Annotated in this window: 27 protein-coding genes and 3 tRNA genes; 13 read left to right on the top strand and 17 right to left on the bottom strand. The window is 69.2% G+C overall.

What is annotated here, in order from left to right:
• Positions 1-63 precede the first annotated feature (63 nt).
• The gene (locus LSF15_RS14580; RefSeq protein ID WP_232499277.1) at positions 64-264 is read right to left on the bottom strand and encodes a helix-turn-helix domain-containing protein; all 201 of its coding nucleotides are present in this window, start codon (positions 262-264) and stop codon (positions 64-66) included.
• Between the two features lie 115 nt (positions 265-379).
• Here LSF15_RS14580 and LSF15_RS14575 point away from each other — a divergent pair, with 115 nt between their 5' ends.
• Positions 380-1,039 (top strand): helix-turn-helix domain-containing protein, encoded by a 660-nt coding sequence (locus LSF15_RS14575; RefSeq protein WP_232499276.1) that lies wholly within the window; start codon positions 380-382, stop codon positions 1,037-1,039.
• A gap of 117 nt (positions 1,040-1,156) precedes the next feature.
• On the opposite strand, the gene LSF15_RS14570 is transcribed toward LSF15_RS14575, so the two are convergent.
• On the bottom strand, positions 1,157-1,723 hold the full coding sequence (locus LSF15_RS14570; protein WP_232499275.1) for a helix-turn-helix domain-containing protein: 567 nt from the start codon (positions 1,721-1,723) through the stop codon (positions 1,157-1,159).
• 107 nt (positions 1,724-1,830) lie between these two features.
• Here LSF15_RS14570 and LSF15_RS14565 point away from each other — a divergent pair, with 107 nt between their 5' ends.
• From LSF15_RS14565 to LSF15_RS14540, 6 genes are all read left to right on the top strand, one after another.
• Complete coding sequence (locus LSF15_RS14565; protein WP_232499274.1) at positions 1,831-2,031, top strand: helix-turn-helix transcriptional regulator; 201 nt, start codon at positions 1,831-1,833, stop codon at positions 2,029-2,031.
• Positions 2,031-2,345, top strand: a complete 315-nt coding sequence (locus tag LSF15_RS14560; protein WP_232499273.1) for a hypothetical protein — start codon at positions 2,031-2,033, stop codon at positions 2,343-2,345. The genes LSF15_RS14565 and LSF15_RS14560 overlap by 1 nt, the downstream gene beginning before the upstream one ends.
• Positions 2,346-2,425: 80 nt before the next feature.
• The gene (locus LSF15_RS14555) at positions 2,426-2,716 is read left to right on the top strand and encodes a hypothetical protein (protein ID WP_232499272.1); all 291 of its coding nucleotides are present in this window, start codon (positions 2,426-2,428) and stop codon (positions 2,714-2,716) included.
• On the top strand, positions 2,713-3,015 hold the full coding sequence (locus tag LSF15_RS14550; RefSeq protein WP_232499271.1) for a hypothetical protein: 303 nt from the start codon (positions 2,713-2,715) through the stop codon (positions 3,013-3,015). The genes LSF15_RS14555 and LSF15_RS14550 overlap by 4 nt, the downstream gene beginning before the upstream one ends.
• On the top strand, positions 3,012-3,212 hold the full coding sequence (locus LSF15_RS14545; RefSeq protein WP_232499270.1) for a hypothetical protein: 201 nt from the start codon (positions 3,012-3,014) through the stop codon (positions 3,210-3,212). Before LSF15_RS14550 ends, LSF15_RS14545 begins: the two co-directional genes overlap by 4 nt.
• An 18-nt stretch (positions 3,213-3,230) precedes the next feature.
• A complete protein-coding gene (locus LSF15_RS14540; RefSeq protein WP_232499269.1) occupies positions 3,231-4,466 on the top strand; it encodes a tyrosine-type recombinase/integrase in 1,236 nt (411 codons plus the stop codon).
• A gap of 64 nt (positions 4,467-4,530) precedes the next feature.
• On the opposite strand, the gene LSF15_RS14535 is transcribed toward LSF15_RS14540, so the two are convergent.
• The 5 genes from LSF15_RS14535 to LSF15_RS14515 all read right to left on the bottom strand — a co-directional run bounded on the left by LSF15_RS14535 (position 4,531) and on the right by LSF15_RS14515 (position 7,567).
• Positions 4,531-4,603, bottom strand: a tRNA-Arg gene (locus LSF15_RS14535).
• Between the two features lie 115 nt (positions 4,604-4,718).
• Positions 4,719-5,117: an MmcQ/YjbR family DNA-binding protein gene (locus LSF15_RS14530; protein ID WP_232499268.1), complete on the bottom strand. Its 399-nt coding sequence runs from the start codon at positions 5,115-5,117 to the stop codon at positions 4,719-4,721.
• Between the two features lie 161 nt (positions 5,118-5,278).
• On the bottom strand, positions 5,279-5,698 hold the full coding sequence (locus tag LSF15_RS14525) for a hypothetical protein (protein ID WP_232499267.1): 420 nt from the start codon (positions 5,696-5,698) through the stop codon (positions 5,279-5,281).
• 214 nt (positions 5,699-5,912) lie between these two features.
• Positions 5,913-6,287, bottom strand: a complete 375-nt coding sequence (locus LSF15_RS14520) for a hypothetical protein (RefSeq protein WP_232499266.1) — start codon at positions 6,285-6,287, stop codon at positions 5,913-5,915.
• 71 nt (positions 6,288-6,358) lie between these two features.
• On the bottom strand, positions 6,359-7,567 hold the full coding sequence (locus tag LSF15_RS14515) for a phosphotransferase family protein (protein ID WP_232499265.1): 1,209 nt from the start codon (positions 7,565-7,567) through the stop codon (positions 6,359-6,361).
• A gap of 121 nt (positions 7,568-7,688) precedes the next feature.
• Here LSF15_RS14515 and LSF15_RS14510 point away from each other — a divergent pair, with 121 nt between their 5' ends.
• Positions 7,689-9,131 carry a sensor histidine kinase gene (locus LSF15_RS14510; RefSeq protein WP_232499264.1) on the top strand — a complete coding sequence of 481 codons (1,443 nt, stop codon included), beginning with the start codon at positions 7,689-7,691 and terminating at the stop codon, positions 9,129-9,131.
• Entirely contained in the window at positions 9,128-9,784 is a 657-nt protein-coding gene (locus LSF15_RS14505) for a response regulator transcription factor (RefSeq protein ID WP_232499263.1), read from the top strand. The genes LSF15_RS14510 and LSF15_RS14505 overlap by 4 nt, the downstream gene beginning before the upstream one ends.
• A 9-nt stretch (positions 9,785-9,793) precedes the next feature.
• Here LSF15_RS14505 and LSF15_RS14500 read toward each other — a convergent pair whose 3' ends face one another.
• Complete coding sequence (locus tag LSF15_RS14500) at positions 9,794-10,090, bottom strand: hypothetical protein (protein ID WP_232499262.1); 297 nt, start codon at positions 10,088-10,090, stop codon at positions 9,794-9,796.
• Between the two features lie 250 nt (positions 10,091-10,340).
• On the opposite strand from LSF15_RS14500, the gene LSF15_RS14495 reads away from it, so the two are divergent.
• Positions 10,341-10,664, top strand: coding sequence for a DUF7882 family protein (locus LSF15_RS14495; RefSeq protein ID WP_232499261.1), 324 nt, complete (start codon positions 10,341-10,343; stop codon positions 10,662-10,664).
• 60 nt (positions 10,665-10,724) lie between these two features.
• On the opposite strand, the gene LSF15_RS14490 is transcribed toward LSF15_RS14495, so the two are convergent.
• Both LSF15_RS14490 and LSF15_RS14485 read right to left on the bottom strand, forming a co-directional pair.
• Positions 10,725-10,931, bottom strand: coding sequence for a hypothetical protein (locus LSF15_RS14490; RefSeq protein ID WP_232499260.1), 207 nt, complete (start codon positions 10,929-10,931; stop codon positions 10,725-10,727).
• A gap of 28 nt (positions 10,932-10,959) precedes the next feature.
• The gene (locus tag LSF15_RS14485; protein ID WP_232499259.1) at positions 10,960-11,370 is read right to left on the bottom strand and encodes a DUF7882 family protein; all 411 of its coding nucleotides are present in this window, start codon (positions 11,368-11,370) and stop codon (positions 10,960-10,962) included.
• A gap of 206 nt (positions 11,371-11,576) precedes the next feature.
• Here LSF15_RS14485 and LSF15_RS14480 point away from each other — a divergent pair, with 206 nt between their 5' ends.
• A complete protein-coding gene (locus LSF15_RS14480; RefSeq protein WP_232499258.1) occupies positions 11,577-12,461 on the top strand; it encodes an SDR family oxidoreductase in 885 nt (294 codons plus the stop codon).
• Positions 12,462-12,479: 18 nt separating this feature from the next.
• Here LSF15_RS14480 and LSF15_RS14475 read toward each other — a convergent pair whose 3' ends face one another.
• Positions 12,480-14,948: an ATP-dependent DNA ligase gene (locus LSF15_RS14475; protein ID WP_232499257.1), complete on the bottom strand. Its 2,469-nt coding sequence runs from the start codon at positions 14,946-14,948 to the stop codon at positions 12,480-12,482.
• 58 nt (positions 14,949-15,006) lie between these two features.
• On the opposite strand from LSF15_RS14475, the gene ku reads away from it, so the two are divergent.
• Complete coding sequence (ku, locus tag LSF15_RS14470) at positions 15,007-15,921, top strand: non-homologous end joining protein Ku (protein WP_232499256.1); 915 nt, start codon at positions 15,007-15,009, stop codon at positions 15,919-15,921.
• Positions 15,922-15,936: 15 nt separating this feature from the next.
• On the opposite strand, the gene LSF15_RS14465 is transcribed toward ku, so the two are convergent.
• On the bottom strand, positions 15,937-18,318 hold the full coding sequence (locus tag LSF15_RS14465; RefSeq protein ID WP_232499255.1) for a cell wall-binding repeat-containing protein: 2,382 nt from the start codon (positions 18,316-18,318) through the stop codon (positions 15,937-15,939).
• 305 nt (positions 18,319-18,623) lie between these two features.
• Here LSF15_RS14465 and LSF15_RS14460 point away from each other — a divergent pair, with 305 nt between their 5' ends.
• Positions 18,624-18,965, top strand: coding sequence for a sigma-70 family RNA polymerase sigma factor family protein (locus LSF15_RS14460; RefSeq protein ID WP_232499254.1), 342 nt, complete (start codon positions 18,624-18,626; stop codon positions 18,963-18,965).
• Between the two features lie 51 nt (positions 18,966-19,016).
• Here the strand turns inward: LSF15_RS14460 and LSF15_RS14455 are convergent, their stop codons facing one another.
• From LSF15_RS14455 to LSF15_RS14435, 5 genes are all read right to left on the bottom strand, one after another.
• Positions 19,017-19,652, bottom strand: a complete 636-nt coding sequence (locus tag LSF15_RS14455; protein ID WP_232499253.1) for a polysaccharide deacetylase family protein — start codon at positions 19,650-19,652, stop codon at positions 19,017-19,019.
• A gap of 303 nt (positions 19,653-19,955) precedes the next feature.
• Positions 19,956-20,044, bottom strand: a tRNA-Ser gene (locus LSF15_RS14450).
• 78 nt (positions 20,045-20,122) lie between these two features.
• Positions 20,123-21,412 carry an LCP family protein gene (locus tag LSF15_RS14445; protein ID WP_232499252.1) on the bottom strand — a complete coding sequence of 430 codons (1,290 nt, stop codon included), beginning with the start codon at positions 21,410-21,412 and terminating at the stop codon, positions 20,123-20,125.
• Between the two features lie 64 nt (positions 21,413-21,476).
• A tRNA-Ser gene (locus tag LSF15_RS14440) sits at positions 21,477-21,561 on the bottom strand.
• Positions 21,562-21,675: 114 nt separating this feature from the next.
• Complete coding sequence (locus LSF15_RS14435; RefSeq protein WP_232499251.1) at positions 21,676-22,902, bottom strand: LCP family protein; 1,227 nt, start codon at positions 22,900-22,902, stop codon at positions 21,676-21,678.
• Positions 22,903-22,985: the final 83 nt, after the last annotated feature.

The raw sequence follows: 22,985 nt of genomic DNA, 5'->3' as shown, positions 1-22,985 counted from the left end.
GCGTTCGGGACCTGAGTGAACTCGGTCTCAAACTTCATGAGCGTGCGACGGATGCCCATCGGTTTAGGCCGCCTCGTCAGTCTGACCGGCGAGGAGGTCGAGGAGGGGTCCCACGGGCACCAGGACTCGCGAACCGAGCTTCAGTGTCTTGATGGTCCCATCGCGAGCGGCATGGTAGGCAAGGTTCCTGCTGATGCCAAGAACTCGAGCAGCGGTCGCGACATCGATCGTGACCTTGCCCTTGAGTTCGTCGGGGATGACCATGGCGACTCCTCCGTTTCCTGTATCAGTGCTCGTCGTCCTGATATCTACTGTGCCTTGTCGTGTCGCCCATTGCGAGATAGACTCGTTTCGAATTTGAACCCGTACGGAGGCAGAAATGAGCGAAGCAGCGAGTTGGGACGAGATCTCCCGGCTCATCGAAAGACTCGGCGACGAATCACATGTCGCCCGTCGCGTACGCATCGAGCGCGAGGAGCGCGGCTGGAGTCAGGTCGACCTCGCCGAACGAATGACCAGCCTTGGCAGCCCGATGAATAAGTCGTCCATCTGGCGCATCGAGAACCCGGGCAGCAAGGCCGGCAGACGCGGAATCACAATTGGTGAGGCCATCGGATTCTCTCGCGCCTTCGGAACAACGCTCGCCGAGCTGCTGCTCCCCGACAGCGCGATCCTTGACGTCGAGCGCTGGAGACTGGTCCTGAACGCCGCGGAAGCCCTGGAGGACGTTCGAGCCGCATGGCATCAGTACTCCAAGGCGATGATGACAGCGCGCGTCAACCTGACACCGGAAATCGCGAAGCGCGCCGAAGAGGTTCTGGGACGCGAGCGAGCCACGTTCATTGAGTCGTTCCGGGAGCACTGGGAGCCGTACAAGATCCGCATGATCGAGAGCGGCCTCCCGGCACCCGACGACTCTGAATTCGAAACTTGGGCTCTAGGCCAGCAGCCGAAGCCCCTTGTTGCGGCGCTCGAGGATGTGCTCGATGAGCAAATGCCCGACGACGCGGGTTGGGCGACTGGTCGGCGCGTTCGATGATCGAAGGAGCCGCAGAGTTCCATATCCGAAATCTGCCCGAGGTGCACACACGCTGCACACGGCGCCGAAAACCTGCTCGGAATCACTGGCCACGCGGGCAGGGGATCTGACGCTAGATCAAAGCGCGGCCGGCCGGTCCAGTCCGAAGTGATGGAGCATCGCGGCGCCGCCTGCCGAGCGCGTGAACCGATCCCAGTCCGAGAGCGCGTCGACGTCGAGCACGCTGAGCAGGTCGCGCAGGAACGTGCCGGCCGTCATCCGCTCGCCCCGCCACTCGACGAGATCCTCGCCGGCGAGTTCGTCGAACTCGACCGCGAGCTGCAGCAGCTCGTCAAGACGGACGCGTGCATCTCGGGCACGATCCTCGAGCGCGACCAGGTCGATGATCACCGCGCGCGTCTTCGCCTCCAGCTGCGCCCGCTTCGCCGGCATTGACGCCGGGTCCCGCTCGAGGACGGCCGCGAGCGGAATGCCAACGATGTCGGCGAGCTCGGCAGCCTCGCCGACCGTCACGCGTCGCGCGCCTCGCTCGATCTTCGCGATCGTCGTCTGGTGGAAGTCAAACCCCCGCCGCGCCATCCGCGTGCCGAGGTCGTCCTGAGACATGCCCGCTGCGAGACGCGCGTCGCGCACCGCGTTCGCGAACACGGCATCGACTGACTCCGCCCCGCGCTCATCGACCACGCGCCGCAGCCTATCCGATTCCGGATACGCCTTGCATCCTTATCCGGTCTAATCTATTCTGGCCTTACTAATCATTCCCGATTAGGATTAGGGAGGCGAACAGAGCAATGCACACCCAGTACCTATCCCCGCTGCAGGTCGAGGAGCGCTACGGCATCACCCGCGCGCACCTGGCCGTTCTGCGCCACGAAGGCAAGGGCCCGAGGTACTACAAGCCCACCCCCCGGAAGGTGCTCTACACCGAAGCCGATGTCTCGGCATGGATCGAAGCGAGTGCCCACGACGGCACCGAACCCGAGGAGTCCTAGTGCCCGCACCCATCGCACGACCCCGCGACCCCGAGACCTCATGGGAAGCGGCCGACGCTCAGACGACCACGCGCCGGCAGCTCGTGCAGGCCGCGATCGTCACGCTCATCAACAACCACGGGCCCCTGTCCGACGAGCGTCTCGTCGACCTCTACGAGGCCCACCGCTTCATGCACCCTTCCGTGCCCGAGGCGACGCCGCAGAGCATCCGCACCCGTCGCAACGAGCTCGTTGTGGAGGGGAAGGTCCGTGCTGCGTCGCAGCGTGGGCGCACTCGCACCGGTTCGAGCTGCCAACTGTGGACGCTCGCCTGACCGAAACGAAAGACGCCCTTGGCCGGAAGCAACCCGGCCAAGGGCGAGATCCAGAATCACCTTGAAAGGAACCCCAGAGCGTGAACACGATGGTATCCCCTGCGACCAGCGATCTCCAGCACCTCGAACACCCCGCGTGGGGGTGGCGCGGCCGTCGCATCCTCGCGGAGTACGGAGCACCCGCCGACGCGCCCATCCCTGAGATGGGCATCTTCTCCCCCGACGCGCCCTGGAGCAAGGCCGCGCTGACGATCTGGCAGAACGACAAGGATCACTGGGCGTACGAGATCAGCGTCGGGCTGCTCCTCACGCTCGTCGAACAGCTCCGCGAACTCAGGAAGTCGCTCTCCGCACCGGAGGAGACCTCATGAGCGCCGAGCGGATCGACTGCCCGGTGCCATGGTGCGAGGGCGACGCGCGCGGACACCGGCCCCGGAACGAACACGACTTCCACATGAGCGCCGACACGGTCGGCCCCTTGAACCTGACCGCCGCGCTCACGCGGGTCGACGACGAGCCGGTCAAGCTCGCGATCAACGCCGAGCACTGGGCCAGCGAGGCCACGGTGGACGACGCCCGAAAGCTCGCGAGCGAAGCCGCGGCCGCCGCGTCGTGGCTGCTCGAACAGGCCGTCGCGCTCGCCGCGCTGAACAGGGAGCAGGGGTCATGACGTTCAAGCTCATCCCGCGGTACGCGATCGAACCACTCGAGGTCAAGCCCGACACCGGAGCCGAGGCCGGCGTGATTCTCACGAACGTGAATGTGCACGCTCACCTCAGCCCCGACCAGGCGCGGCACCTCGCCGTCGCCCTCATCGAGGCTGCGCAGCGCGCCGAGCACCCCGTCGTGCCCGACGAGTGGCCTTAGGCGCGAGGAAGGATCATCATGGCTGACGTGTACCGCAGGTGCGGATGCCGCGACGAGCACGGCAAGACCCTCGGGAACCGCTGCCCGAAGCTCGAGAACCCTAAGCACGGCGCGTGGGCGTTCTACCTCGCCGCCGGTACGGACCCGATCACGGGGAAGCGGCGCCAGGTGCGACAGGGCGGCTTCGCCTCGAAGCAGGCCGCGCAGAAGGCCCGCAACGAGGCCGCCGTGAAGCTCGACCGTGGCACGTACGTCGCCCCCACCCGTGAGCTGTACGGGGCGTACATCCTTCGCTGGCTCGACCACCACCAGAAGACCGGGCGCGGCCTGAAAGCCTCCACCATGGTGAACTACCGGCGATACGTCGAACTCGACATCGCACCCTCACCGCTCGGTAGCGTCCCACTCTCGGAGGTTCGCCGCTTCCACGTCAACGCATTCATCAAGCAGCTGCTCGACGACGGCCGCGGCGCCACGACCGTTCGCCGCATCGTCGCCGTCGTGCAGGGCTCGCTCCGCTCAGCGGCCGAGGAGAACCTGATCGACCACAACCCCGCGACGGGGCTCAAGCTCCCGGCCGTGTCGAAGAAGGAGCTCGAGGTGTGGGAGCCAGCGCAGGTAGGCGAGTTCCTCGACGTCGCCGCGGGGCACCGACTCTCTGCGCTGTTCGAACTCGCGATGTTCACGGGCATGCGCCGCGGCGAGCTGCTCGGCCTGCGCTGGACGGACGTCGACATGACCCGTCGCGCGGTCACCGTGCGGAACAACCGCATCCAGGCGGGAACCGAGATCGTCGAGGCTGCACCGAAGACCCGCGCCGGCCGCCGCACTGTCGATCTCGACGACCGCTCGAGCGGCGCGCTCGTACGCTGGAGGCTCGCGCAACAAGAGGAGGCTGCGGACTGGGGCGACGCGTACACCGAGACCGGCTACGTCTTCACGTACGAGGACGGGCAGCCCCTGCGCCCGCAGTACGCGTCACGCCTGTTCGACAAGCTACGCGTCGAGGCTGGCCTGCCGAAGATGACGTTCCACGGCCAGCGCCACGAGAACGCCTCGCTCATGATCGCCGCCGGCACCGATATCGCGATCGTGTCGAAGCGGCTCGGCCACTCGTCGGTCTCGATCACCGGCGACATCTGCTCGCACTTGATCGGGTCGGCGTCGCGCCATGCAGCCGAGTCGACCGCCGCGCTCGTGCCAGTGAAGAGCGCCGGTGCACACACACTGCACACACAGGAGGCCGAGCGATGAACGACAAAGACCCCGACTCTCGCGAGATCCGCGTGATTCGGGGCCTGTACTGTCTCAACCAGTGTGCGCCCGGAGGGATTCGAACCCCCAACCTTCTGATCCGTAGTCAGATGCTCTATCCGTTGAGCTACGGGCGCATGGCACATCGCCCGGCGCTTCGATCGCGATCAGGCAACCACGTAACTCTAACGTACCGGCTTCGATCATGCCAATCGAAGCCGTCGCGTCGCTCGGGCGGCCTGACCGGATGCCTCAGCCAGCTGCATGATCGGGACGCAGCGCATCGAGCGCGGCGAGCTGCCTGCGGTTCGCCACCTGGCGATACGACGTCTCGATGAGTTCGGCGAGCAGTTGCCAGTCGGTGTCGGGCGCGTCGAGGTCGGCGCCGATCCATCGGGCGCGATCGTAGTAGGGCACTCCGTAGAACCGGCCGTCTTCGACGAGTGCGCGGTGCTCGTCGGGGTCGGTCTTGACCACGATCGAGAGTGGCCGCTCCATCGTGGCCGCGACGTGCACGAAGATCGGCTTGCGAGCACGGAAGGTCGGCCGGCCCCACGCCTTCACCTCGACGGACTCGGGGAGCGCGAGGCAGATCACTCGCACGCGCTCGATGAGCGGGTGCCGCGGATCGACCACCTCGGGATGCTCCACGCCGTCACCCTATCCGGGGCCTGCGACATCCGCATTGCGACGACGGGCCAGCCCCTACGAAGGTGTCGGTCCGAATCGGATCCCGGCGATGATCGAACGACGCCCCGCACGCGTCGGCGTGCGGGGCGTCGTTCGCGACCGAGAATCGATCCGTGGTGGGCTCAGAACTCCACGCCGCAGGCGGCGTAGCTTCCGAAGATCTGCTCGCCGTAGGCGGCGAACGCGTGGTCGATGCCCTGGCCGTCGGTGGCGTGGGAGAGGTTCGGGTTGTGCAGTCCGATCGTGCCGTCCTGTCCCACGGCGCCCTTGACCTTGATCGTGAACGAAGCGGGTGCGCCGGTCGTGGCGTACTCCGCCGTGATGCAGTCCGCCTGCTCCTGGGTGATGAACCCGGCATCGGCGTCGCCCTGGATCGCGTCGGCGACGACGAGCGTGAACCACGCCTTCGAGTTCGAGCCGGCACTCGCGTTGCCCTGCTCGGAGCGGTTGGCGTTGTAACACTCGTGCGCGTACGCGGCGGCACCGGTGCCGAGCGCCAGCGCCGCGGCGAGCGCGACCCCGGCGCCCACGTTGGTCAGCATTCTGGAGAACATGGTGTCCCTTCGGTGAGGATTCGAGCGGCGTAGCCTCGTGGCACGCCATCTCCCACCGTGGCCCTGCGCGGGCACCCGCGGCTCGGTGCTGTCACTGAGTGCGGCACCCCCAGTACGGGTGCCATCGCGGCGACAGCGCACGCGACCGCGCCCGCCCTCGGATCGGATCCGGGGCGGGCGCCGTCAGTCGTGACGCGGCGGGTCAGTTGGGCGAGTCGGCCGACGCGACCGAGGCCGTCGACGCAGCGCTCTGCGCGCTGACGGGGCTCTGCGCAGAGACCGCCGAGACGGGGCTCGGCGTCGAGACCGGCGAGACCGGGCTCGGCGTCGACATCGGAGATGCCGGGCTCTGCGTCGAGACCGGGGACGAAGTGGGCGCAACCGCGTCCTGCGTGCCGTCGGTCGAGGTGCCGTCGGTCGAGGTGCCGTTGTTGCTCACGACGGGCTGCACCGAGCTGATTCCGCCCTGCACGTCGCGCAGGTCGAGCGTGTCGGCCACTGCCGCCGCTCCGCCTGCGAGGATGCCGAGGCCGAGGGTGCCGGCCGCGCCGATGATGATCCACTTCTTCGCGTGCATGCTGTCCTTCTTTCGTATGGCGGCAGTCCCGCCGGATTCGGGGCGGGTGGCCCGCCGGGTTGTGACGTTCTTCAGACTCTCGGGTCGCGATGAGGCGACGAGGAGACCGATCTGAGAGGGCTCTCATCTGCGCGACCCGCCCCGACGAGTTCGAGTCCGCGGCCCGCGACAACCGACTCTGCGGTCGCCAGCAAGCGAGAGGCGAGCTCGATGCGGCTGTCGCGATCCGCGAGCTGTGCGGCCTGCGCGAGCAGGTGCTCGACCAGCGAGAGGCGTACGCGCTCGGCCATCGTGGGATCATCGAGCCGGTCGACGGCCCAAGCGCGGAAGGCCTGCCGGGCGATCTCCGCGAGCCGGCCCGCATCGTCGGCGTCGGCGTTGAGACCCGACGCCGCCAGTGCATTCGAGATGAACGCGGCCGAGTCGTCGGCGGGGTCGCCGATTCCCGCGGTGTCGACGTCGATGACGCCCACGACGGTCGGGTCCTCGGCGGAGCATGCGAACAGCTGGCCGAGGTGCAGGTCGCCATGCACGGCGACGGATGTCGCAACCGGCCCCTCCCGCCAGTCGACCCAGAGCGCGAGCCTTCCTGCGCGCTCCCCGAGCTCGGTGGAAGTGCCGCCGAGCACGCTCGCGTACCAGGCGCTTCGACCCCGCACGATGGAGCGAACCGGCTCCTCGAGCGGAGTGAGGGCGAATGCCGCGCGCATCCGGTCGACCGCCGCGATGACGGCCTCAGCCGACGCGGTGCGCGTGACGTCGGCCATCGGCACGCCCTCGGCGGCGCCGAGCACCAGCAGGCCGGCGGGCGACCACGAGATGAGCCGCGGCACCGGGAGACCCTGCTCCTCGAGTGCACGGTGGGCCGCGACGATGCGCTCCACTCGCGTCGGGCGCACGACCTTGAGCCAGAACTGCCGCCCGCCTGCCACGACGCGGGCGACCGCCCGGCGGCCCGGCCGGTACGCGAGCAGCTCGAGCGATTCGAGGGTCGTCGGCAGCGACATCCGCTCGAGCATGATGCTCACGGCGTGCGGGAACGCGACCGCCTGCAGCGCAGGCAGCCGCGGGTCGTCGGGGTGCAGCCAGAGTTGCGGCAGTCCGCCGTCGGCGGGCTCGCGCACGTAGTAGAGCCGGTCGTCGGCGCCGTCGAGTCCCACCGACACCGCGGTGAGGCGAGCGTCGTCGGACACCTCGGCCGAGACGACCCGTGACGAACGCACGGGCTCGCCACCCTCGGCCACGGCCTCGGCGACCAGTTCGGCGACACGGTTCTGCACGCGTTCATTCCATTCGGCGCAAAGGAGTCGCGGATGAGCCGGATGTGAGAGCTTTCTCATAAGCCGCGGGCGGGACATCCGATCTGATGGGACGCGGAGGCGGGCCGGGAATAATGAACGGATGAGCCCGACCGACTCGATGACGCCGCGACGGCGGTCGCTCTCGGTTCGTGTGCGCATCGTCGGGGTCGTCGTGCTCGTCGCCGCGATCGGAATCCTCCTCGCCGGTTCGTTCGCGCACATCCTCCAGCGCGAGCGCATCCTCGCGAACGTCGACGATCGCCTGACGACGACGGTCGAGAACGTGCGGATCGTCGTCACCGAGGGCCAGTGGAGCGGTCTCGACCAGGCGCTGCGCGCGGTCGTGCAGCAGATCAACCCCGACCGCAACGAGGGCACGCTCGGAATCATCGACGGCCAGGCCGCGCTCGTGCCCGGGGTGCACGTCGATGCGCCGCTCGACAGCTTCCCCGGGCTCGTCACGCGGGTCGTCGACGAGACGTCGGGCGAGCGCGTCGTCGTGGGCACCTATGTCGAAGGCGACCGCGTGCTGCGCTACATCGCCACGCCGGTACGACTCGCCGACGACCCGCAGCAGGGCATCTTCCTCGCCGCATACGACCTGCGCGGCTCGCTCGCCGACCTCGATGCGGCGGCGGGCACGTTCAACATCGCCGCCGTGATCACGATCATCGCCGCGGCACTGGTCGGCTGGCTGGTCTCGGGGCGCCTGCTCGCCCCGATCCGCCGCCTCCGCGAGACCGCGGAACGCATCACGGCAACCGCGTCGAGCGACCGCGTCGAGGTGCAGGGCAACGACGACGTCTCGCAACTGGCTCGCACCTTCAACGACATGCTCGACCGCCTCGACAGTGCGCTCGAGGGTCAGCGCCGACTGCTCGACGACGTCGGGCACGAGCTCAAGACGCCGATCACCATCGTCCGCGGGCACCTCGAACTGCTCGATCCGAACTCGCCGGCCGACGTCGCCGAGACGCGCACGCTCGCCATCGACGAGCTCGACCGCATGGCCGACCTGGTCGCCGACATCTCGAGTGCGCAGCAGGCCGGCTCCCTGCGTGACCTCGCGCTCGAACCGACGGATGTCGCAGCCCTGACCCGCAACGTCATCGCCAAGGCCCAGGCGATCGAGGGCGCCGAGGTCGCGGAGGGGCCGATCGCCGCGGGCACGGCGGTGCTCGACTCGGCCCGGGTCACGCAGGCGTTGCTGCAACTCGCGACGAACGCCACGACCCATGGCGGGGGCGACCTCACGATCGGGAGCCGTATCGTTGACGTCGGCGACGGGGAGTCGACCGTCGACTTCTCGGTCGCCGATCGTGGCCCGGGAATCCCGAAGGAGGCGCAGTCCGCCGTGTTCGAACGATTCCGCAGGGTCGACGTCGGCCGCGGGGTGAAGGGCTCCGGCCTCGGCCTCTCCATCGTGCAGGCGATCGCGCGAACCCACGGTGGGCGCGTCGAACTCGCGAGCACCCCGGGGTTCGGGGCGACGTTCACGCTCGTCCTCCCGGTCGACGGCCCCGCGAAGGCGGAGGCTCCGTGAGCAGCATCCTCATCGCTGAAGACGAGGAGCGCATCGCCGCCTTCGTCGAGAAGGGCCTGCGCGCCGCCGGGTTCACGACGCAGCGCGCCGCCGACGGACCCACGGCGCTCGAACTCGGCCTGAGCGGCGACCACGCCCTCATGGTGCTCGACATCGGCCTGCCGGGCATGGACGGGTTCACGGTGCTCGAACAGCTGCGCGGCCGAGGATCGACCCTGCCCGTGATCATCCTGACCGCGCGCACCTCGGGGCACGACACGGTCGCGGGCCTCTCGGGCGGGGCGAACGACTACATGCCGAAGCCGTTCCGGTTCGACGAACTGCTTGCCCGCATCCGGCTGCGCATCAACGATGCCCCGGCCGAATCCGCCACCAGGCTCGAGCACGGCGGCCTCGTGCTCGACCTGCACACGCGCCGGGTCACGGTCGACGGCACGCATGTCGACCTGTCGGCCCGCGAGTTCGCGCTCGCGGCCGAGTTCTTCCGCCATCCCGGCCAAGTGCTCAGCCGCGAGCAACTGCTCAGTCGCGTCTGGGGCTACGACTTCGACCCCGGCTCGAACGTCGTCGACGTGTATGTGCGCTACCTGCGCGGCAAGCTCGGTCGCGGGCGCATCGAGACCGTTCGAGGAATGGGCTATCGCCTGAGCTGACCGGGGCCGTCAGTCGTCGAGGTCGTCGGCATCGTCGTCGTCATCGTCGTCAATATCGACCGGAGGCGGGGCGGGCACCGGAGCCGGGTCTGGCGACGGAGCGGGGTCGACCGGGGGCGCTGAGGGCGACGGCGTCGGCGTGCCGCCGACCACCGGCGCGATCTGCTGCTGCGTACCCCTCGAGTCGGCGACCGCGAGCGCATTGGAGACCCCGAGGATGCCGAGCACGACGAGCGCGCCGACCACGCCCGCGACCAGCCACGCCGGTCGCCGGCGCGAGAGTCGCTCGCGGCCCGGTTCCTCCATCCTTCATTGGTATCAAACGGGCGACGGGCTCAGGCCGAGTATGAGAGAACTGTCATCTGATGCGGGACATCCGTCGCCCCTTGACCGCGTCACCCGTCATTCGCCCGTGCGCAATTCAGGAACGGGGTCGGCGTGCCGGGGCGCCGTGCCGGGGCGCCGTGGGCGGCGTCGCGCCACGACGGGCCAGCCCGAGTCGACGCGGTCGCCACGCCGCATCATGAGACGGGTGCGTGAGCACTAGAGTGCGAGCATGGGCAAGTTCATCTACAACTCGTCTCAGCGTGAGATCGATATCGACGATCGTGTCCTCGCCCACCTGCGCGTGGCCATCCTGAACAAGCTGCGACGTGCCGAGAGCTTCGCAATGACGTGGGAGCACGGCGTCGAGAAGGGCAGCGGCCGCACGACGTTCTGGCTGCACGAAGCGATCCCGCTGCAGTTCGTGTTCAGCGGCAACCGGCAGCCGACCCTCAATCGACTGTGGGTCGAACAGCTGCTGCTCACCGCCAACAGCACCTCCGGCCTGCACTACGTACCCGAGCCCGACGAGTCGGAGGAGATCGACGTCGAGTAGCGCTCGAGGACAACAACGCGCGGTCAGGCGCGGATTCGCCTGCAGCGGACCCCTGAACGCTCAGTCGACGGCTTCCATCTGCGTCCGGATGAAGTCTCGCTCTGCGGGTGACAACGATGTGTCGACCGGCGACCCGACGAGCGCCTCGATCTCGGACGCCGTCGCCGGATCGATCTCACCGTCGAGGTCGTTGAGCAGTCGGTGTTTCGCCTCTATCGAGAGATGCGGCCACCACCGCTCGATCTCGTGCCCGAGTGTGTCGTTCATGGTTCCCCTCCCTGAACGTCGCCCGTGATCAGGCGGGTTGCGTCTGCCCGCCTTGTTGGGACTCGCTGTCGGGCTCGACCTCCTGCACGTCGACCCCCACCTGTACGGGCTGTTCGGGGTTCGTCGGTATCGGGTTGGTGTCGAGATGCTCTGGAACGAGCTGGATGCCGCCCGTGCTGTTCGCCGAGCGCATCAGGTCTTCGATCCACCGGCGGCTGAGCTCGGGGCGCTCGGGCTCGTCGAAGACGAAGCGAAGCGGGATCGACGGATGCAGCCACAGCGTGCTGCGGCCACGCGGCTGATCGTCGGTGTGCTGCCATGACAGCGTGAAACTCTCGCCCCGCCGGAGCTTGGTCGTGATCGCCACCTTGACGTGCGCGAGCGCCCGATCTTCGATGCCGATCGGCGTGCCGGAGTCACCGTAGTACAGCGTTCCCACGACACCAGCATAGGCCGCGGGAGCCCTGCGCCGACAGGCCTTCGACGAGCGACCCGGATGCGACATCCGCCCTCCCCTGCCGGCGTCGTCCCGGCCAACGGCGTGGCGGTAGTCGGGCATCGCAGCCGGAGGGCCGGCGACCGTGTCAATCCCCTGTCGGCCGGCCCTGCACCGGCGTAGCGTCGCGCGTGATCCGAGGAGGCGCCGTGACCGACGATCGGCTCATCGATCCCACGACCAAGCACACCACCGACCCGTTCCCGCGTCAGGAGCAGCAGCCGCCCGGGCTCACCGAGCGCATGGCACCGCTGCCCGACCACGGGGAGCAGAGCTATCGGGGCAATCGCCGGCTCGAGGGACGGCGCTCGCTCATCACCGGCGGCGACTCGGGCATCGGGCGTGCGCTCGCGATCGCGTTCGCCCGCGAGGGCGCGCGGGTGGCCATCTCCTATCTCCCGAGCGAGCGACCCGACGCCGAGGAGACGACCGAATGGATCCGCGACGCGGGCAGCGACCCGCTGCTGCTGCCGGGCGACCTGCGCGACGAGCAGCACTGCCGCGACATCGTGGAGCAGACCGCGCAGGCGTTCGGCGGGCTCGACCTGCTGGTGCTGAATGCCGCGCACCAACGGAACCGGGGTGGGATCGACGAGATCCCCACCGACGACTTCGAGTACGTCATGCGGGTGAACCTGTTCGCTCCCGTGTTCATGGCGCGTGCCGCCGTGCCGCTCATGGACGCGGGGTCGTCCATCATCACCACGGCATCCATCCAGGGGTTCGACCCATCGTCGGTGCTCGTCGACTACGCCATGACGAAGGCGGCGCTCGTCGCGTTCACGAAGGCCCTCGCCGAAGAGCTCGGACCACGGGGCATCCGCGTCAATGCCGTCGCGCCCGGCCCGATCTGGACGCCGCTCATCCCGGCGACCGGCTGGCCCGACAAGCTCCCGGAGTTCGGGCGCAACACCCCGCTCGGCCGCGCCGGTCAACCCGCCGAGCTCGCCGGAGCCTACGTATACCTCGCGTCCGACGAGGCGTCGTACGTCTCGGGCGCCGTGCTGCCCGTCACCGGCGGGCGAGGACTCTGAGACCACCCACGCCGCGCATCACTCCTCGCGACGCACGTCGGCGGGGTCGATATCGGTGCGCAGGCCCCGCCACCGCGGATGGCGGGCGACGCCCGTGCCGGTCCATCCGCTGAACTCGATCTCACCGACCAGTCCGGGCCGCACCCACACCGCGTCGGCGGCGTCGGCCGCGGGAACGTCGAGGAACGGGGCATCCGGCTGCTCGGTCTCGGAGAAGGTCGCCAGCAGGCGATCGAGTTCCTTCTCACCCAGGCCCGACCCGACCCGGCCCGCGTACTCGAGCCCGTGCTCGAGCCCGCGTGCGCCGGGGATGCCGACGAGCAGTGACCGGATACGACCAGTGCGCGTGCCGACGCCGCGCCGGTATCCGCCGATGACGACCTCCTGCGTGCGTGTGACCTTGAGCTTCACCCATTCGTCGGTGCGCGCGCCCGGCCGGTAGGCCGAGCCCGGTCGTTTCGCGACGATCCCCTCGAGCCCCAGCATGCGGCTCTCGTCGAGCGCGTCGGCCGGCGTCCCCTCGGCGGCCGGCGGCACCTCGACGGGCACCCCGGGCACGCGGCGCGCCAGCTCTGCGAGTCGCGCCCGCCGGGCGCGGTAGGGCTCGGCCACCACCGACGCGCCGTCGACCTCGAGCACGTCGAACAGCAGCAGGCGAACCGGCACGGATGCCGCGACCGCGGCGATCTCGCGAGGCTTGGTGAGTCCCATGCGCTCCTGCAGCCGGCCGAAATCTGGCCGGCCCTCGGCGTCGAGCGCGACGATCTCGCCGTCGACGAGGGCGTCGCCGTCGATGACCTCGGGCAGGCGGGCGAGTTCGGGGTACCGCTCGGTGATGTCGATGCCGTTGCGGCTCATGAGTCGCACGCCGCCGCCCTCGACACGCGCGAGCACCCGGATGCCGTCCCACTTCCACTCGAGCGCCCAGTCACCGCGGGCGAGCATGCCGACGGTGCCGGGCGTGGCGAGCATCGGCCGCTCACGGATCATCGCGGGTCGAGGAGCGCCCGACGCAGGAGGACGCGTCGCGAAACCCTCGTCGTCGCCCGCAGTTTCGAGACGGCGCTGGCGCGCCTCCTCAACCCGCGCGTGCGGCCGCTGGTCCTTCATGCGGTGCAGCAGCCAGCTGCTCTTCTCGCCCGACCCGTCGGTGCGGATGAGCGCGACCCGCACGACACCGCCGAGGGGCCCGCCCGGCTGTCCGTCGAGGTCGATGATGACCTCCTCGTCGCGCCACTTCTCGGTGGCGTACGTGCCGGTGTCCCAGATCGTCATCGAGCCGGCGCCGTACTCCCCCGCCGGAATGGTGCCCTCGAACGTCGCGTACTCCATCGGGTGGTCCTCGGTCTGCACCGCGAGATGGTTGACGCCGGATGTCTCGGGCACGCCCTTGGGCACCGCCCAGCTCTTGAGCACCCCGTCGCGCTCGAGCCGCAGGTCGAAGTGCAGGCGACGGGCGTGGTGCTCCTGAATGACGAACCGCGCGGAGTCGTCACCCGGCGCGCTGGCGGCACCCCACGTCGAGGCCGGCATGGGCTCGGGCGTCTTGCCGGTCGACCGCATGGAGAGGTACTCCGACAGCGGCCCGCCATGCGACCGCTCGGTGATCGCCCGCATCGGGTCGACCCCGTCGGCGGCCCGGGCGAGCACCTCGGATGCCTCGAGGTGGCGAAGCCCCGGATCGTCGAGCTCCTCCCACGTGCGGGGTGCCGCGACCGTCGGGCGCGACCTGCCGCGCAGCGAGTACGGCGCGATCGTGGTCTTCTTGCCGTTGTTCTGGCTCCAGTCGATGAGCACGCGACTCGTGCGCAGCGTCTTGCGCATGCTCGACACGATGAGATCGGGATGGTCGGCCTCGAGCGCGCGGGCGAGCTCGTGTGCGACATCCGATACCTGCTGCGACGTCTGCGACCCGTCGAGCGCCGCATAGAGGTGGATCCCCTTGCTGCCGCTCGTCACCGGCATCGCCTCGAGTCCCATGCCCGCGATGAGGTCGCGTACGAGGCGCGCCACCTCGGCGCACTCGGCGAGGCCCATGCCCTCGCCCGGGTCGAGGTCGAAGACCATGCGGTCGGGATTTGTGGCACCGCCCTGCGCGTCGAACCGCCACTGCGGCACGTGCAGCTCGAGCGCCGCCTGCTGGGCGAGCCACACGAGCGTCGCGCGGTCGCCCGCGATGGGATAGGTCTTCGGCCCGTCGGAGTGCTGGATGACGCCTCGCCGCACCCACTCGGGCGCGTGCTCGGCGAGGTTCTTCTCGAAGAACGGCTGTGCCGGGTCATCGGCCGTGCCGACGCCGTGCACCCAACGCTTGCGCGTCACCGGCCGGCCGGCCACCAACGGCACCATGACCGACGCGATCTCGGCGTAGTACGAGATCACCTCGCCCTTGGTCGTGCCCGTCTCGGGATACATGACCTTCTCGAGGTTCGTCAGCCGCAGCCTGCGACCGTCGACCTCGACGAGCTGACGCGAGCCCTCGGCCATGCCCCCATCTTGGCATCGGGCTATGCCTCGCGGGTGTCTGGGGTGTGTACTGGTAGGCATGCGAGCCGTCTGGAAAGGGGCGGTCACATTCGGCCTGGTCAATGTGCCCGTCAAGCTCTACAGCGCCACCGAAGACCACGACGTGTCACTGCACCAGGTGCACGCCGCCGACGGCGGGCGCATCAGGTACCAACGCGTCTGCGAGATCGACGGCGAAGTCGTGCCGTACCAAGACATCGACAAGGCCTACGACGACGGCGAGCGCACCGTCGTCATCACCGATGCCGACCTCAAGGCGCTCCCGGCCGAGCGCAGCCGTGAGATCGATGTCGTCGAGTTCGTGCCGAGCGCGCAGATCGACCCGATCATGCTCGACCGCAGCTACTTCCTCGAACCCGATTCGGCGTCGTCGAAGGCGTACGTGCTGCTGCGCGAGACCCTCGAGTCGACCGATCGCACCGCGATCGTGCGCATGTCGCTGCGCCAGAAGAGCCGCCTCGCGGCGCTGCGCGTGCGCGGCGACGTGCTCGTCGTGCAGACCCTGCTGTGGAGCGACGAGGTGCGCGCCGCCGACTTCGCCTCGCTCGACGAGGCGGTGAAGATCTCGCCGAAGGAGCTCGACCTCTCGAAGCAGCTCGTCGACAGCCTCGTCAACGACTTCGAACCCGAGCAGTACGTCGACGAGTACCAGCAGGAGCTGCGCACCCTCATCGCGGCGAAGCTCGAGCAGGGCGACGCCATCGACACCGCTGCGACGTTCGGCGAGCAGCCCGAGCAGGAGAAGGGCGGCGAGGTCATCGACCTCATGGAGGCGCTGCGCCAATCGATCGCGTCGAAGCGCGAGAGCGGTGGCAAGGGCTCGGGTTCGGGTTCGGGCTCGTCGAAGGCGACCGACACAGCGAAGAAGGGCGCTGCGGGCGAGAAGAAGCCGGCCGCGAAGAAGGCAGCTGCGAAGAAGAAGGCGGCGTCGTAACGCACGACGGCCGGGTCAGCAGGGACGCAGTGCCGAGACGTTGCTCGACAGCACCGCCGCCGAGCCGAAGAACGTGACCTGCCCGACGCCGAGGCGCAGCAGGTCGGTCGCAGCGGCAGCGGGGAGGCACTTCGGCGCGCTCAGGTAGAGCGGCGCCGCCAAGCTGCCGGCGTAGGCCGCGCCGGCGAGCGCGTCGGGGAAGTTGAGCCCGCTCGCCACGAATGCGCGCGTCGCGCTGCCGAATGCGTCGGTGTTGATCGCAGCGGCCGTCGTGTAGCGGTCGGCACCGGAGACGCGCTTCGTGTCCGCGGCGATGGGCGTGAGCTGCGCGAGCACGGTGTTCGACACGATGGCCGCCCCGCCGGCGACGCGGATGCGCTGCGGGGCGAGGCGCTGCACCAGCTGCCGCGTCACCTCATCGAGCGCGGCTCCACGAGTGAGCACGACCGGCGAGTCGATCGACCCGGCAGCGGCGCCCGCCGCGAGGGCGTCGGGATAGTTGGCACCCGAGGCGACGTAGACCGCCTGGGTCGGCGCGGGGAACGCCGCGTTGACCAGCTTGCGGCTCGTGTCGTAGCGGTCGGTTCCGCCGATGCGCTGCACCGGCGCGATGGCGCGCAGCGTTGCGTCGGCGGATGACGCGACGGCACCTGTGCCTCCCACGATCACGATCTTCGCGGGGTTCAGACGACGCATCTCGGCGAGGATCGCGGCCGTCGGCCCGGAGCGGGGCGTCAGCAGCAGCGGGCCACCGCCCTTCGCCGCCGCGGGGGCCGCACTGAGAGCGTCGGCGAAGCCCTCGCCCGAGGCGAGGTAGACGACGGGCACGGCGGCGGGAGAGGGGAATGCCTTCACCGAGGTCGCGATCGCGGTCTCGTACCGGGTCGGCCCGAACAGGCGGTCGGTCGCGGGCCGTGCGACCAGCGCGACCGTTCCGCTCGCCGTCGCGGACGAGTGCAGCCCCTGCGAGGCGACGACACGCCATGCGTGCGACCCGAGCGAGGCCCCGCCGAACGGGAGGCTGAACGTTCCGCCGCGGCTCGTGAGCGTGAACGTCGACGTGGGGGCGGTCGCGCCGTCGAGGTACAGCGACACGCGGGTGCCCGCGGGCGCGTTGGGCACAGTGCCTCGCACGGGCACATCAGGGTAGGAACGTCCGCCGAGGATCGAGGTGATCTGCGGCTTCGACACCGCTACCGAGAGCTCCCAGTCGCTGTTGAAGTCGAGCAGGTCGGGCCCTGCGGGCGAGAGCACCGAGAAGAAGGCACTGAGGTCGCCGCGGATGCAGACATCGCCCGCGGTCGAACCAGAAGTGATGCCGGCCGCGTAGTCGCCGATGAGCGCGGCCCCGCCGCTGTCGCCGCCGAGCACGCACGTGTCGGCGATGATCGCGTTGACGAGGCGCTCGCTGACGAAGGCCGCCTCGTCAACGGCACGCACGGTGCCGCAGGTCCAGCCGGTCGTGCGCCCGGACTTGCAGAGCCTGGCGCCGACGACCACTGCCGTCGCGCCGCGGACCGCGACCGGCGTGCCCGCAGAGGGAGAGCCTGAGCCACCGCCCCAGATGGAGACGGATGGCCTGGGTGTCCAGGCCGGGTCGACGGCGATGCGGGCGGAATCGACCGCGGCGCCGAATCGCACCGACGAGGCGATCGGGGTGCCGAGGGTGGCTCCCGGGCCCTGGAACTGGTTGGGCCTCGATTGGTCGAGCGCACTCGCGGATGCGCCGGGGAAGGCCGTGCCATCGAGGCAGTGACCTGCGGTGCTGACCTGATGCGCGCCGCCCGCCTTCAGCCTGCCGTTGAATGCGACGGAACAGACCACGTAGCCGTCGTCGGGCGTTCCGTTCCCGTTGAGGTCGGCGGCGTCGATCGCCCACCCGGTACCGCCGAGCAGGTCGGCAGCCGCCTCGAAGGCCACGCCGGAGTAGTCGGCGAGCATCTCGGCAGTCGGCTCGAACACCGGCGTCGCACCGACCGCAGCGACGGCCTCGGCGCTCTCGGTCGAGTCGACGAGCACCGTGAGCGTCGTGCCGTCGAGCACCGCATCGGTCGTGTCGACGTGCTGCTGCTCGAGGTGCTCAAGCACGTCGGCCGCGTCGACCGCGGCGTCGGCGGCGGCCAGGTATTCGGCGGCCGACAGCCCGAGATCGGTCTCGATCGCATCGACGAGCCCGACCTCGAGCGAGACCGCCTCGGCACGGTACTCGGAGGCGGGGTACTCGCCCATGACGGGCGCATCGCCTGCGCCGGGAGGCGTCGAGATCGCCGCCGCATGCGGCGCCCCGTTCACGACGTGATTCGGCGCCGCGAAGGCGACCGGCGGTGCGGCAGCGGTCGCCAACAGTGTTGCGGTGGCGACCGTTGCGAGCACGGAACCGGGGAACGATCGACGCATCAGGGCCGCCTTCAGTGGTGGTGGAGAATGCGCACCAAACTACCAACACCCGGCGACATCGACATCACCCGTCGCCACTCTCGGCGCGCCGTCCCACAGCCGCCCGCACGCGGTGCATCCCGCACGCTCGATGTCACAGAATCGCCCGCAACGGGGTCTTCATTGTGAGAACCCGTGGTCGGAAGATCACCGGAAGCGGACTGGGGTGAACGATGTCAGGGAGACGGAAACAGAGAACCGGGCCGGGGAAGCCGGCCGCCTCATCACGCTGGGGACGGCTCGTGCGCCCGCCGCACCACAAGCGGGTGCACGAGTTTCGCACGGCCGCGGAGAGCGGCGACGCCACGCGGCTCGGGTCGCTGTTGGACCCGGGTGTCGCCGTGGTCGTCGACGACGGCGATCAGGATCATCCGACGATCAGGGTGGTGCGCGGTGTGCGCGACGCGATCACGCTGCTCCTGCATGGCATGGCGGAGAAACCGGGCCTCGTCATCGACGAGCGCCCGGTCAACGCCCAGGCCGGGCTCATGCTCAACCGTGGCGACGAGACGATCGCGGCCATGACCATCGACTTCACGCACGGCCTCATCAGCCTGGTGTGGATCCGGCTGCGGCCGGTGAAGCTGCGGCACGGAAACGAGGTCTGACTCACGCCGCCGCATCCTCGCGGCACGCGGTGCGGGTGACGTGCCGATCGATCATGGGTGGGCGGCGCTGATGAAGACATCGTTCAGGGTGACCGTCGTCAATGCCCTCGTCTCGAGGATGTCGATGAGCTGATCGAAGACCCGTGTGACCGGAAGGTGATTCAGATGCCCGATGATGATCCGTCCCGAGGCGAACCACTCGTTCGCCAGGTCGACGATCTGCTGATCGGGCAGCTCCCCGGAGTCTGCCAGCGACCCGTACCAGAGCGTCGGCGTCGTGTATCCGATCGCCGCAGCCGCGGCATCGACGCGGTCGTCGTGCGCTCCGTACGGCGGACGGAAGTACGGTCGCGCATCCACGCCGTACCTCTCGGCGAGGTAGTCGTGATTGCGCTGCAGCTCGGCCTGGATCGACGCGTCGTCAAGGGTCGTGAGATCCGGATGCGACCAGGTGTGGTTCGCGAGTTGGACCTGGCCCGATGCCACGAGCGGTCGCAGCGCTTCGGCGTTCTCATCCCAGCTCGAGTAGATCCCGTTGACGAACATCGTCAGCCGCGTCCCGGTCGCGGCCGCGAACGTGGAGTACGCGCCGACGACCTCTGAGCTGGTTCCGTCGTCGACGGTCCACGCCATCACGCTGCCCGACGCCGGCGGGAGTTCCGTCAGCGTGCCCGGAGGAACCGGCACGCGCGCAGGCATCGGCGGCGACGTCGCGGGGGCCGCCTGCACGACGTCCGGTTGCTCGCAGCCCGTCAACGAAGCCGCTGAAGCCGCTGCCACAGCAAGGAGTACCGTGCGTCGGGTGATGTCCGCCATCGGGGTCCCACTCTGCGAGCCGAAGAGGTTGACGCAAGCATGCACCGTGTTCTGATGAATACTCGGGAAGTCCCGATGGCGCGCCGAAATCCCACGAGGGGTCGCACGCCGAACGACGAGAATGGCCCCCGCGGAATGCGAGGGCCACTGCTTCTTGCCTGAGGTATCAGAGAGCGGAGACGAGGGGATTTGAACCCCTGGTCCCCTTACGGGGACTCCACCTTAGCAGGGTGGTGCACTCGGCCGGACTATGCGACGTCTCCTCGTGAACGCTTGCGCGCACACGCGAGCAATCATAACCCGAGGGTGCCCGAACTGACGATTCGTGCCGATTCGGGCGCTCAGCCGTCGTTCGCCACCGAGCAGCGGGTCTCGGCCGCAGTCTGGCCCGTGACATCGCTCGGCAGTGCCTCGGCGGTCGGCGCGGGCGCAGCTGGGCTATCGGTCGCCGGTGCCTCTTCGACCGGTGCCTCTTCGACCGGCGCCTCTTCGACCGGCGCCTCTTCGACCGGCGCGTTCGGGTCGGCCGCCGAGGCGAACGACGCCTCGCCGGCCGCGGGGTCGAAGATCACGGGCAGGTCTTCCTGCAGCGCGGTGTTGATGAGCAACGCCGATTCGCTCGGCACCACGGCACCGCCGTCATCGGTGTACCCCGTCGGGTACTGGATGAACGCGATCTTCGAGAGGTCGGTGTCTTTCAGGGCCTTCGCGATCGAGACCATGCGGGTGGCATCGACGAGCGAAGACGAGAGCTGCATGTTGCTGAGCGCGGCCTTCGCGATCGAGTAGAGCGCAACCGGGTCGCCGAGCGTGCCGCCGTTCTGCAGCTTGCGCGTGAGCGATGAGAGGAACACCTGCTGGTTCGAGATGCGCCCGAGGTCGCTGCCGTCGCCGACGCCGTGCCGAGTGCGCAGGAACTGCAGCGCGTCCATGCCCCTGAGCGAGTGGGTGCCGGCCGAGAGGTTGAGGTCGGTGTGCTCGTCGACGATCGGTTCGGCGACGCACACCTCGACACCGCCGACAGCCTCGGAGAGGCCCGCCACGCCCAGGAACTGCACGGTGCCGGCGAACGGGATCGTCAGGCCGGTGATTTGCTCGACGGTCTTGACGACGCACGGCATGCCGCCGTAGTCGAGCACCGAGTTCATCTTCACGCCGTACTGCTCGTAGAGCGGGTCGCCGGCGGGATCTTCAGGGTCGGTGCACGCGGGCACGTCCACGAGCATGTCGCGAGGGAAGCTGATGACCGAGGCGTGCGAGTGGTCTTCGGCGATGTGCATGAGCATCGTCACGTCGTTGAGCACGGCGGTCTCTTCGTCGGGGTCGCCGAACGCGTCGCCCTGGCCCTCGCGGCTGTCGCTGCCGATGACGAGCAGGTTGACACCGCCCTCGATGGCGCCGACATCGGGCACGCCGTCGAGCACCGCCTCGTTGTCGAGCGTGATCGTGGGCTTCAGCGAGCTCGCCAGGTCGAACGCGGCGTATGCGGCGACCGCCGAGCCCGAGACGAGTGCAACGGCGACGACGGATGCCACGGCCTTCGCCGCGGTCTTCCATGCGGAGTGCCTGCCGAGGCGTCCGTGGCGCGCGACCGAAGGTGACTTCGCCGCGCGACGCGTGGTGGGTCGCACCGCTTCTCTCACGTGTTCCTCTCGTGTCGCCTGGTCTCGTGTCGCCGGTCGTGGTCTGTTCGCGCGGAGGGCGTGGGATTCGAACCCACGAGGCATTGCTGCCCACTGGTTTTCAAGACCAGCTCCATCGGCCGCTCGGACAGCCCTCCAAGCCCGCGGGTCACCCACCCGAGGGCGGAATCGTGCGGACAGGCCCCGATTCTAGCCGACGCGCATCTCGAACAGCCTTCCAGCCGCGCCTGAGAGAGCCCTGAAGCGCCCGCTCAGCCCGGGTTCGCGGTCGCGCAGCGCACCTGGTCGGCGGTGAGCCCCGTGACGTCATCGGGCAGCAGGGTGGCGGGCGGGAGCGTAGGCGTCGGGGTGGGCGTGGGCATGGCAGACGCCCCGGGTTCGGTGGCGGGCGGCGTCGCCGGTTGGGTAGCGGGCGGCGTGGGATCGGGAATCGTCCCGAACGAGGCATCCGTCGTCGCATCGGGGTTGACGGCCATCGGCAGATCCTGCTGCAACGCGAGGTCCACCGCCTCGGCGGACGGCGAGGGGTAGACGTACCTGAGATCGGACGTGTACACGGTCGGGTACTGCACGAACGCGATGCGGCTGAGGTCGACCGCCTGCAGGGCGCGCGCGATCGACACGAGCGTCACCGGGTTCTGCAGCGCATTCGAGAGCTGCATGTTCGAGAGGATGACCTTCGCGATCGAGTACAGCTTCACCGGGTTCCCGAGCGTGCCGCTCGACTGCATGGTGCGCGAGAGCGAGGCGAGGAACGTCTGCTGACTCGCGATGCGGCCGAGGTCGCTGCCGTCGCCCACGCCATGGCGAGTACGCAGGAACGAGAGGGCCGTGTATCCCGTGATGACATGCTTGCCCGCGCCGAGGTGCAGACCCGACAGGTCGTCGTCGACCGGATCGGCCAGGCACACCTCGACGCCACCGACAGCCTCGGCGAGCGCGGCGACGCCCTGGAACTCGACGACCCCGCCGACCGGGATCTTGACGCCCGTGAGCTGCTCGATCGTGAGCGCGACGCACGCGAGTCCGCCGTGGTGCAGCACGCCGTTCAGGGGCGTCTCGAACAGCGCCGACAGGGTGTTCGTGGAGTCGGCCGGGTCTGGGCACTCGGGCACCGACACGAGCATGTCGCGGGGAAAGCTGACGACCTCGGCATGCGAGTGGTCCTGCGCGAGGTGCACGAGCATCGTGACGTCGTTGAGCACCGCCGAGTCGATCTCGGGGTCGCCGAACGAGCCGTCGGCGGGCCGCTTGTCACTGCCGACCAGCAGAAAGCTGAGGCCCCCCTCGAGCGCGCCGATGTCGGGCACACCCTCGAGGATCTCCTCGTTCGCGAGCGTCACGGTCGGTTTCTGCTGCACGGTGCGCACGAGATCGATGGTGGCGTAGGCGACGACCGCGGCAGCGCTCACGGCGATCACGGCGATGACGGATGCCGCGAGCTTGAAGAATGTCGCAACGCCCGAGCGTCGGCGCACGCGTCCATGGCGCGGCGGACCAACGGCCTCACCCCCGGCAGCGCGCGCCTCACCCTTCACGCCGTCCCCTCCGACGCCCCGAT

Source organism: Agromyces humatus (assembly GCF_021228295.1).
GTDB lineage: Bacteria > Actinomycetota > Actinomycetes > Actinomycetales > Microbacteriaceae > Agromyces > Agromyces humatus.
The sequence above is the reverse complement of the archived record's forward strand: the minus strand, read 5'-3'. Positions and strand labels throughout refer to the sequence as shown.

Coding starts and splice junctions, on each gene's coding strand:
- LSF15_RS14500 (WP_232499262.1), bottom strand. CDS start 10,090: ATGGAGGAACCGGGCCGCGAGCGACTCTCGCGCCGGCGACCGGCGTGG.
- LSF15_RS14525 (WP_232499267.1), bottom strand. CDS start 5,698: ATGCTGACCAACGTGGGCGCCGGGGTCGCGCTCGCCGCGGCGCTGGCG.
- LSF15_RS14510 (WP_232499264.1), top strand. CDS start 7,689: ATGAGCCCGACCGACTCGATGACGCCGCGACGGCGGTCGCTCTCGGTT.
- LSF15_RS14520 (WP_232499266.1), bottom strand. CDS start 6,287: ATGCACGCGAAGAAGTGGATCATCATCGGCGCGGCCGGCACCCTCGGC.
- LSF15_RS14550 (WP_232499271.1), top strand. CDS start 2,713: ATGAGCGCCGAGCGGATCGACTGCCCGGTGCCATGGTGCGAGGGCGAC.
- LSF15_RS14495 (WP_232499261.1), top strand. CDS start 10,341: ATGGGCAAGTTCATCTACAACTCGTCTCAGCGTGAGATCGATATCGAC.
- LSF15_RS14565 (WP_232499274.1), top strand. CDS start 1,831: ATGCACACCCAGTACCTATCCCCGCTGCAGGTCGAGGAGCGCTACGGC.
- LSF15_RS14475 (WP_232499257.1), bottom strand. CDS start 14,948: ATGGCCGAGGGCTCGCGTCAGCTCGTCGAGGTCGACGGTCGCAGGCTG.
- LSF15_RS14490 (WP_232499260.1), bottom strand. CDS start 10,931: ATGAACGACACACTCGGGCACGAGATCGAGCGGTGGTGGCCGCATCTC.
- LSF15_RS14545 (WP_232499270.1), top strand. CDS start 3,012: ATGACGTTCAAGCTCATCCCGCGGTACGCGATCGAACCACTCGAGGTC.
- LSF15_RS14575 (WP_232499276.1), top strand. CDS start 380: ATGAGCGAAGCAGCGAGTTGGGACGAGATCTCCCGGCTCATCGAAAGA.
- ku (WP_232499256.1), top strand. CDS start 15,007: ATGCGAGCCGTCTGGAAAGGGGCGGTCACATTCGGCCTGGTCAATGTG.
- LSF15_RS14465 (WP_232499255.1), bottom strand. CDS start 18,318: ATGCGTCGATCGTTCCCCGGTTCCGTGCTCGCAACGGTCGCCACCGCA.
- LSF15_RS14540 (WP_232499269.1), top strand. CDS start 3,231: ATGGCTGACGTGTACCGCAGGTGCGGATGCCGCGACGAGCACGGCAAG.
- LSF15_RS14580 (WP_232499277.1), bottom strand. CDS start 264: ATGGTCATCCCCGACGAACTCAAGGGCAAGGTCACGATCGATGTCGCG.